Raw genomic sequence first — 17,834 nt, 5'->3', positions numbered from 1 at the left:
CTCAACGACCGCCCCCGTATGACCCTGGGCTGGGCCACCCCAGGTGAGAAGATGACCCAGCTCCTGAGTGTTGCAACCACCAGTTGAGCCCGCCCAGCTAACGGAAACTGTCCAAGATCTCGCCGTCCGCCGGCCGTGGTGAGCCGGCCCGGTGGGGTCGCCGCCCGGCGACTCTGGTGGGCCACCGGGGCAGCTCACCAGCAACGTGGGCTGGTGAGCTGCCGCTGTCAGCGGGCGTTCGCGCCGATGCGCGGGGGAGTGGCGGTGCCGTGGACGCGCTTGGCGTGCGTGGCGTACAGCCGGGGCGCCAGGACCGGCATGAGCAACCGCGCCGGCAGCGGGGCATGCGCGAGCACCGCCTTGATCACCTCGGGGTCGCCCTCGTACATCGCCATCCCGAAGGTCAGCGGCAGATGCTTCTTCGGGGTGTCGCGCAACCCGTGCTCGCCGAGCTTCGCCCACTCCGCAGCGGTGACGTACCGCTGCGCCAGCGGCAGGATCTCGGCCTCCTCCATGGCCATGTGCTCAGTCGCCGCGGCGCGCAGACGCTCCAGCGCGTCGGCCACCTCGGCGCCGTCACGCCCGGTCCGACGCCATTCGGGCAGCAGGGCGACCACCGCCTCGTACGCCTCCTCGATGGCGTGGTGCTGTGCCTGCATGGTGGGCACGACGGCGGCAGCCTCGGCCCCTCCGCGCTCGGCGAGCAGCGGCCACAGGAAGATGTCCTCACCCTCGTGGTGCAGGTGCAGTTGCTGGCACATGAGCGCGGCGTGGGCGCCCACGACCTCCGCGCGCTTCACGTCGCCCGGTCGTACGCCCCGGACGAGCTGCGGAAGCAGGCCGAACTCGCGACGGAACAGGATGTGCACCATGTACATGTCGCGGACGTCGGCCATGGCTTCCTGGTGGTTCTGGTTCACGGTGACCTTTCCGAGGGCCTAGTGGGTCAAACACGTCGATCATGTGTGTCGCCACTTGGAACCGGCTTGGAACCCGAGGGGCGCTCAGTCGGCCAGCGCCGCCCTCGCCTCGGCCAGCCAGTGCGGCGACTCCCACCGGCACGCCACGCTGGCCGCCAGCCGGAAGTGCCGCGCCGCCTCCTCGGGGCGGTCCACCAGGCGGAACAGCTCCCCGAGCGTCAGCGCGATCGGCCGCACCACGGCCGCCGTGGTGGAGAAACCGGCCAGTTGGTCACGAACCGGGAGCAACGCGTCGATCACGGGCTGCGCCAGGTCCCGTCGACCCAGCGCCACGATGACCATCGCGCGCACGCTCAGCAGCGCCGACTCGAAGTAGTCCGGGCGGTAGATGTGCCTGCCGATCGGCATCGCCCGCGCCTCGTCCACCCGTCCGCTGCTGATCAGCGCCAACGCCAGCAGGTCGTCCACGATCGGCCCCAGCAACCCGCGGACCCGCCGGGTCGCCTCCACGTGCTCGCCGAAGCGCCCCTGGCTGATCAGCAGCGTCCCCACGGCGAAGTAGTGGAACGCCTCGGCGTGCAGCGAACCCTGCCGCCGCATCTGCGCGGCGACCTCGTCGTAGTGCCGCCGCGCGGCCTCGAAGTCGCCGGCGATGTGCGCGAGCACGGCGAGTGAGCACAGGTGCAGCACCTGGGCCTCGTTCAGCTGGTACGTCTGGGCCAGCCGCCCCTGCCGGGCGACACTCGCCCGCAACTCCGCCGGCTCGTTGAGCGCCGCGGCGGCGTGGCCGAGCACCTGCTCGGCGACCCACTGGTAGCTCACCAGCCCGTGTTCGTCGGCGAGGTCACGCAGCTCCAGTGCCAGCTCCCGGCGCTGCGGCGCCTGCGACTCGTAGCTCATGGTGCGCAGCCGGGCCGCCAGCCCGAGGGCGCGCAACTCGGGATCGTCGAGCCCTCGGGAGATCGTCAGGGCCTCCCGCCCGGCCGCCGCACCGCGAGGGTCCGCCTCGCCGTCCAGCTCGGTGGCGAGCGCGTCGAGCAGTCGGCAGCGGGTGACCGGGTCGAGGTCGTCGGCGCGCAGCAGCCGGGTGAGCAGTTCGATGACCGTGTGGTCCACCGCGCCGTACTCGTGTCTCAGCCACGGGCTGGGGACGGTCCACGCGGTGAACGCGGCGATCAGCAGCTCGTCCCGGTTCGACGCGATGGCGATGTCGACGGCCCGGGTGCGGGTCTGCTGGGCGGCGGCCACCGCACCGGCCCGGGCCTGGGCGCGCAGCAGCCGGCCCAGCAGGTCGACCTGCAGCGCGGCACGGTCCCCGGGCACCGATGCGGCGGCCTCGACGGCGTTGCCGAGCAGCTCGATCGCGGCGTCGTACGCGTACCGCCGCTCCGCCAGCTCCGCGGCGCGGACGGCGTAGTCGACGGCGAGCGGCGCGGTGTCGGTCGACGCGGCGCGGACGTAGTGATGGGCCAGGGCCGGGTAGTCGTCGGGGCGCAGCCGACGGGTGGCGGCGGCGATCCGAGCGTGCAGGCCGGTGCGGCGCAGCTTCGGTAGGTCGGTGTAGATGGTGTCGCAGACCAGGCCGTGCACGAACCGCACCCGCCCCGGCGCCGGTTCGGTGAGCAGGCCGGCGCTCAGCCCGGCTTCCAGCGCGTGCAGGACGGCGCCCTCGTCGGTGTCGGCGGCGTCGACAAGTGTCCGTACCTCCGCCTCCCGCCCGACGGCAGCGGTGAGGCGCAGCACCGAGACCGCCGACGACGGCAGGCGGGAGAGCCGCCGACGCAGCACGTCGCGTACCCCTTCGGGCACGTCGGAGGTGGCGACGAGGGTGCCCTCGGCGGCGAGCAGCCGCGCCGACTCCCGGACGTAGAAGGGGTTGCCGCCGGTGCGTTCGGTGAGCGCGGTGACCGTCTGCGGGTCGACTGTCGTCCGGGCCAGCGCGCCGAGCAGCCGTTCGACCTCGGACGTCGTCAGACCGCCCAGCTGGATCCGGTGGGGGGACCGGCGGGCCAGGACGGCCATGGTGTCGGCGAGCCGTTCCGGGTTGTCGGCGGGCCGCAACGCCGCGACGAACAGCACGGCGCCGGTGGTCATCTCGGTCACGCTGTGCAACAGCAGCAGCGTCTCCGCGTCCGCGGCGTGCAGGTCGTCGAGGACGACGGCGACGGGTCTGTCGACCGCCGCGGCGGTCAACCAGGCAGCGACGGCGCGGTGCAGCCGGAACCGGCCGGCGGTGACGTCGCCGCCCGCCTCGCCGGCACCCTCGTCCAACAGCGGGGCGAGCGCCGGCGCGAGATCACCCGGCGGCGTCTGCGCGGCGAGCTGCCGCAGCGCCTCGACCCACGCCCAGGCCGGCGGGGCGCCCTCCACCTCGGGGCAGCGACCGAGGGTGACCAGCCAGCCGCGGGCGTCCAACTCCTCCCGGAACCGTGCGAGCAGGCTGGTCTTGCCGGCGCCGGCCTCCCCGCCGAGCAGCGCCACGCGCGGCCCGTCCACCTCCGCCTCGGCGGCCGCCTGCCGAAGATCGGCCAGCTCGGCCTCCCGCCCGACGAACACCTCCTCCGGCGCCTGTCGATCGACGCGCGCCGCCGCGACCACAGGTGGGAGCAGGTCGAGGCGCTGACCCAGGATCGCGGACTCCACCTCGACCAGTGCCGGGCCCGGGTCCAGGCCGAGCTGGTCCGCCAGGGTCGCCCGCGCTCGCCGCAGCGCGGCGAGCGCGTCCCCCTGCCGACCGGTACGCCACAACGCCAACGCCAGCAGCCGCCAGGTCTCCTCCCGCAGCGGCGCCTGCCGGGTCAGCAGCTCCGCCTCGGGCACCGCCTCGGCAGCGTCGCCGCAGCGCACTGTCACGTCGAGCAGCAACTCCCGGGCGACGAGGCGCAGCTCCTCCAGCCGCAGCATCTCCGACTGCGCCCACGGCTCAGCGGCGAATTCGGCGTACGCGGGACCGCGCCACAGGTCGAGCGCGGCGCGCAGCAGGGGGCGTGCGCGCTCCGGGTCGGCGAGGCTCACCGCTCGGGCCTCGGCCAGCAGCGTCTCGAACCGACCGGCGTCCAGGGCGTCGGCGGGCACCCGGAGCGCGTACCCGGGCGGCACGGTGACCAGGACCCGCGCCGGCGCGCGGCGCTCGCGGGCCGGCTCGACCACGCGGCGCAGGTGCGAGACGTACGCCTGGAGGGAGACGATCGCCCGGGGCGGCGCGTCCCCCCGCCACAGCTCCTCGATCATCCGGCCGACGGAGACGACCTCGCCCCGGGCCGCCAGCAGCAGCGCGAGCACGGCGCGTTGGCGGGGGCCACCGAGGTCGACCGGCCCGCCTGTGTCGACCTCGACCTCGAGCGGCCCGAGCACCCGTAACAGCATGACTGCGACAATCCTAGTCACAGGCGTCTGGGGCTTTCGCGATCTCGCCGGACCCCTGACGGGGCGATACCGTGGCGTCACCATCATGATCCTCGCGGGGGTGCGGCGATGACCACCACGACCTTCGACGACCACGAGCGGTCGCGCTGGGCCGGGCGGGCGATGGCGTACGACGGCAGTTTCGCGCTGCTGTGCGCCCATCCCGCCCCGGTGCTGCTGGACGCCGCCGACGTCGACGCCGGAACCCGGGTGCTCGATGTCGGCACCGGCTCCGGGACCGTGGCCGGGCTGGCGTGCGCGCGCGGCGCCCGTGTGGTGGCCGTGGACGCGGAGCCCAGCATGGTCGCCCTCGCGGGTAGCCGGCTCCCGTCCGCCGAGGAGGTTCGCCTCGCGGCGCTGCCCCGTCTCCCGTTCGACTCCGGGCGGTTCGACGCGGCCGTGGCGAACTTCGTCATCAACCACGTGGGCGACCCGGCGGCCGCGATCACCGAGCTCCGACGGGTGGTGCAATCCACCGGTCGCATCGCCGTGACGACGTGGCCGCACCCTCCACCTCGGGCGCAGCGTCTCTGGGGTGAGGTATTCGCCGCCGCCGGGGTCGAATTCTCGACCGCCGTGCCGGCGGTGGACGCGGAGCGGGACTTCCCCCGTACCGTCGACGGGTTGGCCGGCCTGCTCGACGCCGCCGGCCTCGACGACGTGCGGTGCGAGACGATCACCTGGGTGCATCGCACCGACCCCGACGCGTGGTGGAGCGGCCCGGCGAACGGCATCAGCAGGCCCGGGCTGCTGTTGGAGAGCCAGCCGCCGGCGGTGATCGCCCGCGTCCGTGCCGCGTACGACGAGCTGACCGCCGCCTACCGCGACGCGGACGGCCTGCTCGCGCTGCCCACCGCCGCGCTGCTGGCCTCGGCGACCGTGCCGTAGCGCACGCCGACGCCGCTCTCCGCCGAGGCTGCCCGGCGCGTCAGTGGTCGACGCCGGGCCGCCTCGCCCTCAGGCCGAGGCGGCCAGGCCCTCCGGCCGGTGTCTCGACGGTGGACGGGGCACGACACGCGCGCCGGTCGCGACGATCGACGGCACCGGCCGGTCGACGACGGTGGGCGGCCGATCACTCGCGGTGGCCGGCGGGACGTCGCCGGCCGGCGCGACGGCGCGGAGCCGGCGCGGAACGGGCGGACGGTCGGTACCGCGCGTCGGCGCGGCCGGTGGGGTCGCCATCGTCGGGGTACGGACGCGTCGGTGTCGCCAGGCCGGGTCGGCGGCGCCGGAGGGCGGCGCCGCGAAGCGGGCGTCGAGGCCGCCGACCCGGGCGCGAACCACGTCGAGGCGGACCACCTCGGCCGGCCCCGCCGACCAGCCGCCACCGGCGCCGACCGCTGCGAGCGTGGCGGCGGCACGGTTGGTGGCCGCGCGGACGGTGGGCCGACCGGCGTTGCGCCGGATCAGGGTGCGTCGGTCGGCACCGGAGTGCGCGATGCCGGGCGGGGACACGGCGGCCCGTCGGGCGAACACGGCGCGCAGCGCGCGCGGAAGCCGTTCGGCGGCCACCTGGCGCAGCGCCGGCGCGACGAACGCGTACCCGCGGGCGTGGGCCTGGCGCAGCACCCCGGCGGCGACGAGGGCGCGCAGCAGCGGAGCGGACCGCCCCGGCGTCCAGCCGAGCGCCCGGTCGATGGCCGCGCCGGACAGCACGCCGCTGAGGGTGCCGGCGGCCATCAGCACCGCCCGGCGCTCGCCGTCGAGCCGGTCCAGCTCGGCAACGGTGTGGCGGCGTACCGCGTCGGGCAGCGCTGTCGGGTCCGCGCCTCTCACGATCGACGCCACGTACGCGGCGGCGTGCCCCGGTCGGCCGCCCACCAGCGGCAGCAGCCTGTCGACCAGGGACACCGTCTGCCCGGCGCGGGTCAGGAGCTGGCGCAGCAGCCGCCCGGACTGCACCGTGGCCAGGGGACGGATCGGCACCCGGTGAGCCGGGCCCGGTCGGGTGTCGGCCCACTGCGGCTGATGCACGGTCAGCACCGCCAGCGGCAACCCGCGCACGGCCGCCGCGGTGAACAGCGCGTGCAGGAAGCGGCTCACGGCCGGCGCGGCGCGGTCCACGTCGTCCACGGCGACGACGAGCGGCCGGTGGGCGGCCATGCGCAGCAGCGCGTCCCGGCAGACCGCCGCGCCGGCCAGCGCCTCGGCCGAACCGTCGGGGGTGGTCAGCAGCGACTGCAGCGCCGCCACCGCCGCCGCGACCCGGCTCGGCCGGTACAGCGGTGTCAGAGCGTCGGTCAGGCGGTCGCGGACCATTGCCGGGCCGTCACCGTGGCGGATGCCGGCGACACCGCGGACCAGTTCGGCGACCGGCGCGAGCACCTGGTCGGGGTACGGCGGGCAGCCCACCACGCACCAGCGCACCGGTATCCCGTCCACCGTGCGCAGCCCCCGGGCCAGCTCGTGCAGCAGTCGGCTGCGGCCGCTGCCGCTCGCGCCGACCAGGGACACCCAGCGCGGTTCGCGCTCGTGCAGCGCCCGGGTCACCTGGTCGGTGATGCTGGCCAGCTCGCGGCGGCGCCCGATCAGTGGACCGTCGTGCCGCTCGGTGCCCGGTCGCGCCAGGCCGGCGGCGTGCCACACCGGCATCGGCGGCACCCGACCGGCGACCGGCACCGGCGCCAGTTGACGCTGCGTGATGAGACCGGCGGTGGCCCGTGCGGTGGCGGCGCACAGCGCGACGGCGCCGGGAGCGGCGTACTCCTGCAGGCGGGCCGCGGTGGTGATCACCGCTCCGCTGGCCACGCCGTGGCCGCCGCTGACGGCGCCGCCCAGGTCGACCACCGCCTCGCCGGTGGCTATCCCGACGCGCACCCGCAGGGTGATGTCACCGAGGATCGGCCGGCGATCCAGCGCGGCCTGGATCTCCAGCCCCGCCCGCACCGCCCGGTACGCGTCGAAGCCGTCGGAGTGCCGCGCGCCGAACAGTGCCATCACCGCGTCGCCGACGTACTTCTCGACCACTCCGTGCCAGCGGCGCAGCACGGCGGCGACCGTGTCGAAGTACGCCCGTTGCAGCGCGCGGACGTCCTCCGGATCGAGCCGGTCGACGAGCGCGGTGGAGCCGACGATGTCGGCGAAGAGCACGGTGACGGTGCGTCTCTCCTCGGGCACCGGCCAGTGTGGCCGGTTGGTCCGCTGCGTGTCGGCGACAAAAGTGATCATGGGTTGCGCACCGGCCCTTCCCCCGCTGGTGGCTGACGACCCTCGGAGATTGGCATTCCTGGGCTGACGGGGGATCGGCAGAACGACGTATGTCGGCCACTCGCCACCATTAGTCGCAATGTCGACGCGAGGAGTACCACAAGCGGCAGATGGCCGTAGAACGGTACGGGGGCGTGTGATTAGGCTGCGTCCCATGGCCAGCGATGTGGACACCGCACCGCTCGTGGGCCGGGCCGAGCTGGTGCAGACGGTTCGGTCGGCGCTGCTCGGTGACGTGGCACAGGGGCAGACGGCCGCCGTCTTCCTGACCGGTGAGAGCGGTGTGGGCAAGACCCGCCTGCTCGGCGAGATCGGTGCCCGATTGCGCGACCAGGGCGCATTGGTGCTGACCGGCAGTTGCCTGGACATCGGCGACGCCTCGCCGCTGCACCCGTTGCTGCAGGCGCTGCGGCGTTTCGACGCGGACCTGTCCGCGTCGCAGGCCCGCACCTCGTCGGCGGTGCGCGGGCTGTTGCAGATGTTCGCCGACGAGACGGGCGGCCCGGACGGCGCGGGCGCCCTGCTGGAACGTGTCTCCCGAGGGCTGCACCTGATCGCCGAGGGGCGACCGCTGGTGCTGATCCTGGACGACCTCCAGTGGGTCGACCGCAGCACCCGACAGCTGCTGCTCTACCTGTTGGCCGGGCTCGGTGACCTTCAGCTCTCGGTGCTGGCGGCGGTGCGGGCCGAGTCGTTGCAGGGCGCGCACCCGCTGCGTCGGGTGCTCACCGAACTGCGTCGGCTGCGGACGGTCCGGGTGCTCGACCTGTCCCCGCTGGACCGCGCCGACACCGAGCAGCTCGCCGCCGCGGTGGTCGGCCGGGCGCTCCCGCCCGACGCGGCCGAGCAGGTGTGGCAGCGCAGCGGCGGCAACCCGTTCGTCATCGAGGAGTTGGCTCGCGACCTGCGCGACGGCCGGGACGGCCTGTCCGAGACGCTGCGCGAGATCTTCCTCGACCGGGTCGACGCGCTGCCGCAGCACGCGCACGCGGTGGTGCACGCGGTGGCCGCGGGTGTCGAACCCGTGCAGCACTGGCTGCTGGCCGAGGTGTTACGGCTGCCGGAGGACGAGCTGATCGACGCCGCGCGCGCCGCGGTCGCGCACCGGCTGCTGGTCGGCGCCGACGACGGTTACCGGCTGCGGCACCGCCTCGTCGCCGAGGTGCTGGCGCACGAACTGTTGCCGGCCGAGCGCTCCGGGCTGCACCGCCGCTACGCCGAGGCGCTGACCGGCGCGCCGGGTGAGCTGCACCAGGCCCGGCTGGCGCATCACTGGCGGCTGGCCGGCGACCCGGCGCGGGCGTTGCCGGCGGCGGTGGCAGCCGCGCAGGAGGCCGAACGGCTGCACGGTTACGCCGAGGCGCACCGGCACTGGTCGGTGGCGTTGCAGCTGGCCGGCGACTCGGGGTCGGTGGAGGTGGACCGCACCGAGCTGCTCGGTAACGCCGCCGAGGCGGCCCACCACTGCGGCGAGCACGTCCGCGCGTTGGCCCTGCTGGAGGAGCTGGTCGCGGTGCGCGGCGGCGCCCCGAGCTGCGCGCTGCACATCCGCCGGGCACGGTACCTGGCCGCCGCCGGCCGCTCGGCGCTGGCCGAGGAGGAGTACGAGCGGGCGCTGGAGGCGTCGGACTGCTCCGCGCGGGACCGGGCCTCCGCCGCCGCGCGGCTCGCCGAGCTGCTGCTGCACCTGGGTCGGTACGCCGACGCGGGCCGGCGCGCCCGGGAGGCGCTGGCGCTGGCCGAGAACGTGGAGGGTTCCGCCACCGAGGTCGTGCTGGCCAGCTCGGCGCTGGGCTTCAGCGACGCCTTTCTGGAGGACCCCGACGCCGGGCTGGCCGTGATGCGCCAGGCCCTCGACACCGCCGAGCGTGCCGGCCAGCCCGAGGACGTCGCCTGCGCCTACCTGCACCTGGCGGAGCTGCTGACCGGGCCGCTGAACATCCTCGAAGAGGGCGTGGTGGTGGCACGGAGGGGCGCCGAGCGGGTGGCCGAGCTGGGGCTTGGCCGCACCTGGGGCACACGACTGCTGGCCATCGCCATCAACGGGCTGTTCCGGGTGGGGCAGTGGGCCGAGGCGGAGAAGGTGGTCGCCGCGGCGCTGCGGCACCGACCGTCCGGGGCGGACGCCGTCGAGCTGCTACTGGCTCGCTGCCGACTCTCGGTGGGCTACGGCGACATCGAGGCCGCCGGTCGGGACCTCGACGCGGTGGCGACCCTGCTCGCCGGCGGTGGGGCACGCCACGTGATTCCGCTGCTCACCCTGCGTTCTGGGCTGGCGATGTGGGAGGGCCGGCACGACGTGGCGCGGCTGGCGGTCCAGCGTGGCCTCACCGAGAGCCGCTCCGACGACGTGATGATCCTGTCCGCCCTGGTCTGGCACGGGCTGCGCGCCGAGGCGGAGGCGCACGCCAGCCGCACCGTGGACGTGGACCCGACGGCCGTACGCCGGCTGCGGGACGTCGCCGACCGAATGGCCCGCAAGAGCGCCGGAGCGGCCCGACCGGTGCGGTCGGTGGTGGAGGGCTTCCTGGCCCTGTGCGCTGCGGAGGTGAGCCGCCTCGACGGCAGCGACCCGGAGCTGTGGGCCACCTCGGTCGCCGAGTGGGAACGCCGCAACCACCCCTATCCGGCGGCGTACTCCCGGTTGCGACAGGCCGAGGCGCTGCTGGCCAGGCGCAGTCGGATCGCCACCGCCGGCAAGCTGCTGCGGGAGGCGTACCGGGTGGCGCAGGGGTTGGGCGCGGTGCCGTTGACCTCGGAGATCCGTGAGCTGGCGGGACGGGCCCGGGTGTCGCTGGAGGAGCGCGACGCCGACGGTGCGCGCGCCGCCGCGTCGGCCGAGCCGGTCGACGACGAGTTGGCGGCTCTCACCGCGCGGGAGCGGGAGGTGCTCGCGCTCGTCGCGGAGGGACTGACCAACCGGGAGATCGGGCAGCGCCTGTTCATCAGTGAGCGGACCATCGGCGTGCACGTGTCGCACATCTTCGACAAGCTTCAGGTCCGCACCCGCGTCCAGGCCAGCGCGATCATGCTGCGCAACTCCCGCGGCTGACCTCCCCGATACGTATCCCGGCGCGTGTGCGCGCCGGGATACGTCGTTCTACTGATCCCGGCGGTGGCTCTCGGCTGAGAGGCTGAGCCCCGTCGACGGCGCCCCGGGGGCGTCACGACCACCATGGAGGAGAGATGACCGAACCCGTCTGGGGGCCCGTGCACCGGGACATCGTCGACCTGCTCGCCGATCATCCGGCGGACGTGCCGGCGGTGGTCGATCACCTCACCAAGCTCCAGGACATGCTGGTGCGGGTCCCGCCGCTGGAGGCGAGCTGCCCGCTCGCCGACTTCAACAAGCTCTACCTGACGATCACCAGCAGTGTGCTGGACGGCCTGTACGACGACCGTTTCGTCGACCCGGCGTTCCTCTCCCGGCTGGACGTCGAGTTCGCGGCCCGCTACTTCGACGCCCTGCGGTTGTGGAGCGACTCCAGCCCCGGCACGCCGAAGGCGTGGTCGTGCCTGTTCTCGCGGATGCGTGGGCCGGACGCCCGCCCGTTGCCGTCGGCGGCGGCCGGTGTGAACGCGCACATCAACTTCGACCTGCCGTTCGCGTTGGTGACGACGTTCGACCATCTGGAGTCGGAACCGGTCGACGGCACCGACCAGCATCACGACTACCTCGAGATCAACAAGATCTTCGCGGACAAGATCCCCGGCCTGCGCCGAGGCTATCTGGAGCAGTGGCAGCTGCTCATCGACATGCTCAACGGCGACATCGACGACTGGTACCAGGGGGAACTGGTCGAGTACACCCGCGATGTCGCCTGGCGCAACGCGCAGAAGATCTGGCGGTGCCGGCACGATCCGGATGCCCGCGAGTGTGAGCGCACGCGGTTGGACGACAACGCCGCGGCGCTCGGCCGGTTGCTGCTCTCGCCCCTCGGGGCGTTCCTGCAGTAGCCGGGACGGGGGGTCCCCGCGCTCCGCCCCGTGGGGGGCGGCGGAGCGCGGGGGCGCGTCCACCCCACCAGCTCCATCCACCCGCAGGTCGACCGGTTCGCCGGCGGCGGCGGGGAGTCAGCCGGTCGGCCCAGGGGGGTGCCGACCGTCTGCAGTCGTCGGCCGGCCCGGGGGGTGCCGGCCGGCGGCGGGGGAGCGGTGCGGGCCGGGCTCGCTGCGCCGGCCGGCGGTGACGGGACGGACCGCCGGCCGGCGCAGCGGCCACGGGTCGGGACGGGCCACCGCACTCACTCTCCCAGGGCCCCGGACCGGCCGCGGTGCGCGGACCGTCGACGCCGTGCCCTCCGAGGGGTGTCGGTCGCCCCGAACGGGGTACGCCCGCGCCATGACCGTCCTGGCCCGGCGCCGGCCCGCCGCCCGACCCCGCCCCGCGCGGCCCGGCCCGCTGCGGCCGGGTGGCCCGGTGCCACGACCCGCCGCCCGTCCCGGTGCGCGATGACCGCCGCTGGCGTCCAGTTCCCGTTCCGCTTCGACCCGGCGTTCCGTCCGGCGCTGGCGCTGTTGGGCGTGCGGCCTTCGACGGCCTGGGTCGCCGTCACCGACGAGGACCTGCTGATCCGGTACGGGCCGTGGCGGCTGCGCACCGGCCGGGACAACGTGCTCGGCACCGAGGTCGGCGGCCCGTACCGCTGGTGGCGGGTGATCGGCCCCCACCTGTCGCTGGTCGACCGCGGCGTGAGCTTCGGCAGCAGCGCGGCGGGCGGGGTCTGCCTGCGCTTCGGCGTGCCGGTGCCGGCCCTGGCGCCCGGCGCTTGGCCCCGGCACCCGGCAGCCACGGTCACCGTCGCCGATCCGCCGGCCCTGGCACGGCTGCTCGCCGGATGAGGACCTGACCTGAGCAGACCATCCGCGTGCCCCGTTCCGCCGGTCGGGCCGCCGGCTACCACCTACCGTCGGATCAGGACCTGCGAGGGTGGGACGGGCGATGGCTGACGAACACCGGGCGAAACCGCGACGCTGGAGCGGACGACGCCACACGCCGACCGGACCGGACCCGGCCCTGCGCGCCGCCCGCGACCCGGCCCGCCCGCACTCCGGAGGCCGGCAGGGTGTGGTGGTGCCCGAGCGGGTCGCCAGCCCGGCACGGTCGGCGCCGCCGGCCAGTCCGCTGCGCCGGTGGCTCTTCCAGCACCAGGTACAGCCGCCGGGCCCGGAGACGAGCGAGGGGCAGAACCGCAGGCACGCCTGGTGGCAGGTGATGTGCCTGACCGGCGTGGACTATTTCTCCACCCTGTCGTACCTGCCGGGCATCGCGGCCGTGGCCGCGGGTGCGCTGTCCCCGTTGGCGACTCTGCTGATCGTCGCGCTGACCCTGTTCGGCATGTTGCCCATGTATCGTCGCGTGGCCCAGGAGAGCCCGCACGGGCAGGGCTCGGTGGCGATGCTGGAACGGCTGTTGCCGTTCTGGCGAGGCAAGATCTTCGTGCTCGTGCTGCTCGGGTTCGTGGCCACCTCGTGGATCATCACGATCACCCTTTCCTCGGCCGACGCCACAGTGCACCTGCTGGAGAACCCGTACCTGCCGGACGCCCTGCACGGCCCGGCGGTGCCGGTGGCGGTCACCGTGGCGCTGCTGCTCGTCCTCGGCGGCGTGTTCCTGCTCGGCTTCCGCGAGGCCGTGGTGGTGGCCATCCCGCTGGTGGCGGTCTTCCTCGTCCTGAACGCGGTGATCGTGGTGGTCGCGGTGACCCGGCTCGTCGAGGACCCCACCATCGTGTCGGACTGGACCACCGCGCTGACCGCCGGCGGCGGGGCGGGCCACGTGCTGGTCACCGCCGTGCTGGCGTTCCCGCTGCTGGTGCTGGGGCTGTCCGGCTTCGAGACCGGCGTCAGCATGATGCCGCTGGTGTCGGCCGACGGGCCGGACCGGGCGGCCCGGCTGGCGGCCCGGATCCGCAACACCCGCCGGCTGCTCACCACCGCCGCGCTGATCATGTCGGTGTACCTGATCTCGACGACCTTCGTGACCACCGCCCTCATCCCCGCCGCCGAGTTCCGCCCGGGTGGCCGCGCGAACGGTCGAGCGCTGGCCTTCCTGGCGCACACCTATCTGGGCGAGGTGTTCGGCACCGTCTACGACGTGAGCAGCGTGTTCATCCTCTGGTTCGCCGGCGCGTCGGCCATGGCCGGGCTGATCAACATCGTGCCCCGCTACCTGCCCTCGTACGGCATGGCCCCGGAGTGGGCACGCGCGGTGCGTCCGGTGGTGATCGTCTACACAGTCGTCAGCGTGGCCATCACGATCGCCTTCCGGGCCGACGTCAACGCCCAGGCCGGGGCGTACGCCACAGGCATCCTGGCGATGATGGTCTCCGGCGCGGTGGCGGTGACCATCTCCGCGGTGCGGCACCGCCAACGCGTCGCCGGCGTCGGTTTCACGCTGCTGACCGTGGTGCTGCTGTACGCGCTGTTGGAGAACGTCGTCGAGCAGCCGGACGGGATCACCATCTCGGCGCTGTTCATCCTGGCCATCATCGTGGTGTCGCTGATCTCCCGGGTCACCCGGACCACCGAGCTGCGCGCCGAGCGGATCGAGTTCGACGAGCCGGCCCGTCGGTTCGTCGCCGAGTCGCTGGCGCACGACGGGCAGCTGCACCTCATCGCCAACAAGCGGCAGAGCGGCTCGGTGAAGGAGTACACGATCAAGGAGCGGGCGCAGCGGGGTATGAACCCGGTGCCCGGGGCCGCGGACGTGCTGTTCCTGGAGATCGACGTGGTGGATCCGTCGGAGTTCAGCCAGGTGCTGCGGGTGCACGGCGTCGAGGTGGCCGGTTTCCGGGTGCTGCGGGCCAGCAGCCCCGCCGCGCCGAACGCGATAGCCGCGATCCTGTTGGCGCTGCGCGACGCCACCGGGGTACGCCCGCACGCGCACTTCGAGTGGTCCGAGGGCAGCCCGATCGCGCACCTGCTGCGCTACCTGATTCTCGGCCGGGGGGACACCCCGCCGGTGGTGCGGGAGATCATTCGTCGTACCGAGAAGGACCCGCTGCGTCGGCCGGGCATCCACGTCGGCGGGTGAGCGCGCGTCGTCTGGTGTCGTAAAAGATGAATGGCAGCACTATTCACGTTCACACCTTCCTGTCCGGATTGCGGTCCTATCGTGACCTTTGGTGGTCGGCGGCACGTCGGTCACCCCACGCCCCGATTGGCGCGGTTACGTCACGTACCCAGGAAGGCAGGCACCTGATGTCCACGTACCGAGGAGACCGCCCGGCACGACCCAGACGGCGGTCCCGATGGTTCTTAGCCGGTGGGCTCCTGGCCGGGAGCCTGGTGGTGGGGGCGGCCGGCGCCGCCGCCGCGGCCGACCGTGACCTGTCCCTGCCGGGCCTGGGCAGGTTGACCACCCCGGCCGCTCGCGACGACGACCGGCAGCCCGACGACCGGTCCGCGCCGGAGCGTGGCGGCGACGACGCCGAGAGGGCCCGCCCGCACACCCCGGGTACCGGCAGGCACGGCGTGATCGAGGTGCCCTGCGACGCGGCGAAGCTGGTGGCCGCGTTGGTGACTGCCAACGCGGAGGGCGGCGGCGACCTGCGGCTCGCGCCCCGGTGCCGGTACACCCTCACCGAGGCGTTCCACGAGACCGACCAGTACGACGGTGGGATCCGCGACGCCCGGGAGCAGGCCGACGCCGCGGAGACTCCCGGGGACGCCGACGCTCCGCCGCACAACCCGGCCGACGACACGTCCGGCCTGCCGGTGATCTACCAGGGCATCACCATCGACGGCGCCGGCGCGACCATCGCCCGCGACGCCCAGGCCGCGCCGTTCCGCTTCTTCACCGTCCGCGACGGCGGCGAGCTGACCCTGCGCGACGTCGAGCTGCACAACGGCCGTTCGCTCATCGAGGGCGGCAGCGTGCACGTCGTGCACGGCGCGACGGCCGTGGTGGAGCGGGTCACCGTCACCCAGAGCACCTCGCTCTCGCCCGAGGGCGGCGGCGGTGGGATCTTCAACGACGGCAACATGGTGGTCACCGACTCCACGTTCGTCGGCAACAGCGCCTCCGGCGCCGCGGGCAAGGGCGGGGGCCTGCTCAACGGCGGTGTGCTGACGCTGAAGCGCTCGGAGTTCCGCCACAACAGCGCCAACGGCTACGGCGGCGGGCTCGGCAACTACCGGGGCGCGGCGGACGTGGACACCACCACGCTCGCCGAGAACAGCGCCGGGCAGGGCGGCGGCCTGGCCAGCTTCTCGGCCCGGACCAAGGTGTACGACACCGAACTGCTGAACAACACGGCCCAGGTCGGTGGTGGCGCCGCCAACTCCGACGCGGTGCTGGTGATGCGCAAGATGACCATCCGCGGCAACACCTCCACCGTCAACGGTGGGGCCATCTCCACCGTCAAGGGCCTGCTGCCCCTCGACGACAGCGTGGTCGACGGCAACACCACGCACGGCATCGGGGCCGGCATCTACGCGGAGAAGTCCAACCTGCTCGTGCGCGGCAGCGACGTGACAGGCAACGAGGCGGTCGGCGCGACGTCCAAGGGCGGTGGCATCTACGCCTCCGCGGGCTCGGTGGCGCTCTACACGAGCAAGGTCACCCACAACGCGGCAACGGTGAAGCCCGGCGGCATCTTCGCCGAGCACGCCCAGATCAAGCTCGACGACGAGAGCGTGGTCGTCGAGAACGAGCCGACCAACTGCGAGGGCAGCGTGGTGCCGGTCGCGCACTGCTTCCGCTGAGGCGTCGACACGCGCACTCGTCCCGAGCGCACATCCTGAGCGCACCCGCCCGCCCGGACAGTCGTCCGGGCGGGCGTGCGTCGTCAGCCGAGGGCGCGCAGCCGGGCAGCCAGGTCTGCGGCGAAGAAGTCGAGGAAGCCGTCGGGGTCGCCGCCGGCGTTCTGCAGGACGACGTGGTCGAAGCCGGCGTCGACGTACGAGCGGACCTTCGCCACGTGCGGCTCGGGATCGGGGCCGACGGCGAAGAGCTCGCGGATGTGCTTCTCCTCCACGTGAGCGCTGGCCGCGTCGAAGTTGACCGGGTTGGGCAGCTCGCTCATCACCTTCCAGCCGGTGACCATCCACCGGCTGGTCCGCAACACCGCCTGCACCGCCTGCTGCTCGTCGGTGGCCCAGGCCAGTGGCACCTCGGCGTAGCGCGGACCCGATCCGCCGGCCCGCCGGTAGTGCTCGACGATCGAGGCGTCCGGGTCGGTGGCGAACAGCCCGTCGCCCAGTTCGGCGGCCAGCCGGGCGGACGCCTCCCCGCTGGCGGCGACCGCGATCACCGGCGGGGTGTCCGGCAGGTCGAAGACCCGGGCGTCCTCCAGGTGCAGGTGTCGCCCCTCGTACGACTGGTAGCCGCCCTGCCAGAGCAGCCGGATGATTTCCAGCGCCTCGCGTAGCCGAACGTGTCGGCCCTGCACGCTGGGGAAGCCCTGCCCCACGACGTGTTCGTTGAGCCGTTCGCCGGCCCCGACGCCGAGGGTGAAGCGGCCGTCGGAGATCAGTGCCATGGTCGCCGCGGCCTGCGCGATGATCGCCGGGTGGTAGCGCACGGTCGGGCAGGTGACGCCGGTGGCCAGGCGCAGCGTGGTGGTTCTCGCCGCGATCGCGCCGAGCACGCTCCAGGTGAAGGACGAGTGGCCCTGCGCGTCCAGCCAGGGGTGGAAGTGGTCGCTCATCTCGACGAAGTCGAAACCGGCCTGTTCGGCCCGGACGGCCTGCCGGATGATCTCCTGCGGTCCGAAGCCCTCCGAGGCCAGCTTGTAGCCGATCTGCATGGCACGCTCCCGATTCCGTCCACTCGCCGACGCCGGTCGGTTCCCCTCCTTCGCGCCGACAAACGCCGCCCACGGGTCCGAACCAGCCTCCTAGGACGGCCCACGCGATGTGGCGGCTGCCGGAGGCCCAGCGGCGCAGAGCCGGACGGGGTGCGACAGCCCCGACCCCGGGCAGCAAAAGGCCCGCGCCCCGGACGGGCGCGGGCCTCCTGGAACGTCTTCGTCCTACTTGGACGGCTCCGGCAGCTTGCAGTCGACCTTGGGGTTTGCCCCGATGTAGTTCAGCGGTCCGGCCACGATCGTGACCAGGATCGTGCCGGCCTCGGCGCAGTTGGTGTCATCGCCGCTGTAGTAACCCCGCTGACCGCCGGCGATGGCGCCGATCACCAGCCAGATCACGACGATGACTCCGAGTATCGAGGTGCCGCGCATCGCTGCCTCCTGAAGGTATGTGGTGGATCTGAGGTGCAGGCGTTGTACCCAATCGGGTCGCGCGGCTAACGGTGAGCGTCCGGCACCCCCGCCGGATCCTCCGTCCGGCCGATGCCGT

At 73.7% G+C, this 17,834-nt stretch carries 11 protein-coding genes; 6 read left to right on the top strand and 5 right to left on the bottom strand.

What is annotated here, in order from left to right:
- Positions 1 to 227: 227 nt before the first annotated feature.
- Both AB0K10_RS27675 and AB0K10_RS27670 read right to left on the bottom strand, forming a co-directional pair.
- Entirely contained in the window at positions 228 to 920 is a 693-nt protein-coding gene (locus AB0K10_RS27675; protein WP_363688192.1) for a hemerythrin domain-containing protein, read from the bottom strand.
- An 84-nt stretch (positions 921 to 1,004) separates the two neighbouring features.
- Complete coding sequence (locus AB0K10_RS27670; protein WP_363688190.1) at positions 1,005 to 4,286, bottom strand: BTAD domain-containing putative transcriptional regulator; 3,282 nt, start codon at positions 4,284 to 4,286, stop codon at positions 1,005 to 1,007.
- 108 nt (positions 4,287 to 4,394) lie between these two features.
- On the opposite strand from AB0K10_RS27670, the gene AB0K10_RS27665 reads away from it, so the two are divergent.
- The gene (locus tag AB0K10_RS27665; RefSeq protein WP_363688188.1) at positions 4,395 to 5,213 is read left to right on the top strand and encodes a class I SAM-dependent methyltransferase; all 819 of its coding nucleotides are present in this window, start codon (positions 4,395 to 4,397) and stop codon (positions 5,211 to 5,213) included.
- 69 nt (positions 5,214 to 5,282) lie between these two features.
- Here AB0K10_RS27665 and AB0K10_RS27660 read toward each other — a convergent pair whose 3' ends face one another.
- On the bottom strand, positions 5,283 to 7,493 hold the full coding sequence (locus AB0K10_RS27660) for an adenylate/guanylate cyclase domain-containing protein (RefSeq protein ID WP_363688186.1): 2,211 nt from the start codon (positions 7,491 to 7,493) through the stop codon (positions 5,283 to 5,285).
- A 193-nt stretch (positions 7,494 to 7,686) separates the two neighbouring features.
- Here AB0K10_RS27660 and AB0K10_RS27655 point away from each other — a divergent pair, with 193 nt between their 5' ends.
- From AB0K10_RS27655 to AB0K10_RS27635, 5 genes are all read left to right on the top strand, one after another.
- Positions 7,687 to 10,584, top strand: coding sequence for an AAA family ATPase (locus tag AB0K10_RS27655; protein WP_363688184.1), 2,898 nt, complete (start codon positions 7,687 to 7,689; stop codon positions 10,582 to 10,584).
- Positions 10,585 to 10,718: 134 nt separating this feature from the next.
- On the top strand, positions 10,719 to 11,489 hold the full coding sequence (locus AB0K10_RS27650) for a DUF5995 family protein (RefSeq protein ID WP_363688182.1): 771 nt from the start codon (positions 10,719 to 10,721) through the stop codon (positions 11,487 to 11,489).
- 495 nt (positions 11,490 to 11,984) lie between these two features.
- Entirely contained in the window at positions 11,985 to 12,374 is a 390-nt protein-coding gene (locus AB0K10_RS27645; RefSeq protein WP_363688180.1) for a hypothetical protein, read from the top strand.
- A 100-nt stretch (positions 12,375 to 12,474) separates the two neighbouring features.
- A complete protein-coding gene (locus tag AB0K10_RS27640; protein WP_363688178.1) occupies positions 12,475 to 14,568 on the top strand; it encodes an amino acid transporter in 2,094 nt (697 codons plus the stop codon).
- A gap of 167 nt (positions 14,569 to 14,735) precedes the next feature.
- Complete coding sequence (locus AB0K10_RS27635; RefSeq protein ID WP_363688176.1) at positions 14,736 to 16,241, top strand: hypothetical protein; 1,506 nt, start codon at positions 14,736 to 14,738, stop codon at positions 16,239 to 16,241.
- A gap of 83 nt (positions 16,242 to 16,324) precedes the next feature.
- On the opposite strand, the gene AB0K10_RS27630 is transcribed toward AB0K10_RS27635, so the two are convergent.
- Positions 16,325 to 17,284: a TIGR03557 family F420-dependent LLM class oxidoreductase gene (locus tag AB0K10_RS27630; RefSeq protein ID WP_363688174.1), complete on the bottom strand. Its 960-nt coding sequence runs from the start codon at positions 17,282 to 17,284 to the stop codon at positions 16,325 to 16,327.
- Positions 17,285 to 17,509: 225 nt separating this feature from the next.
- A complete protein-coding gene (locus AB0K10_RS27625; RefSeq protein WP_007460667.1) occupies positions 17,510 to 17,716 on the bottom strand; it encodes a hypothetical protein in 207 nt (68 codons plus the stop codon).
- Between the last annotated feature and the right edge of the window lie 118 nt (positions 17,717 to 17,834).

This window comes from Micromonospora sp. NPDC049274 (assembly GCF_040678875.1).
In the GTDB taxonomy this organism is placed as follows: domain Bacteria; phylum Actinomycetota; class Actinomycetes; order Mycobacteriales; family Micromonosporaceae; genus Micromonospora.
The sequence above is the reverse complement of the archived record's forward strand: the minus strand, read 5'-3'. Positions and strand labels throughout refer to the sequence as shown.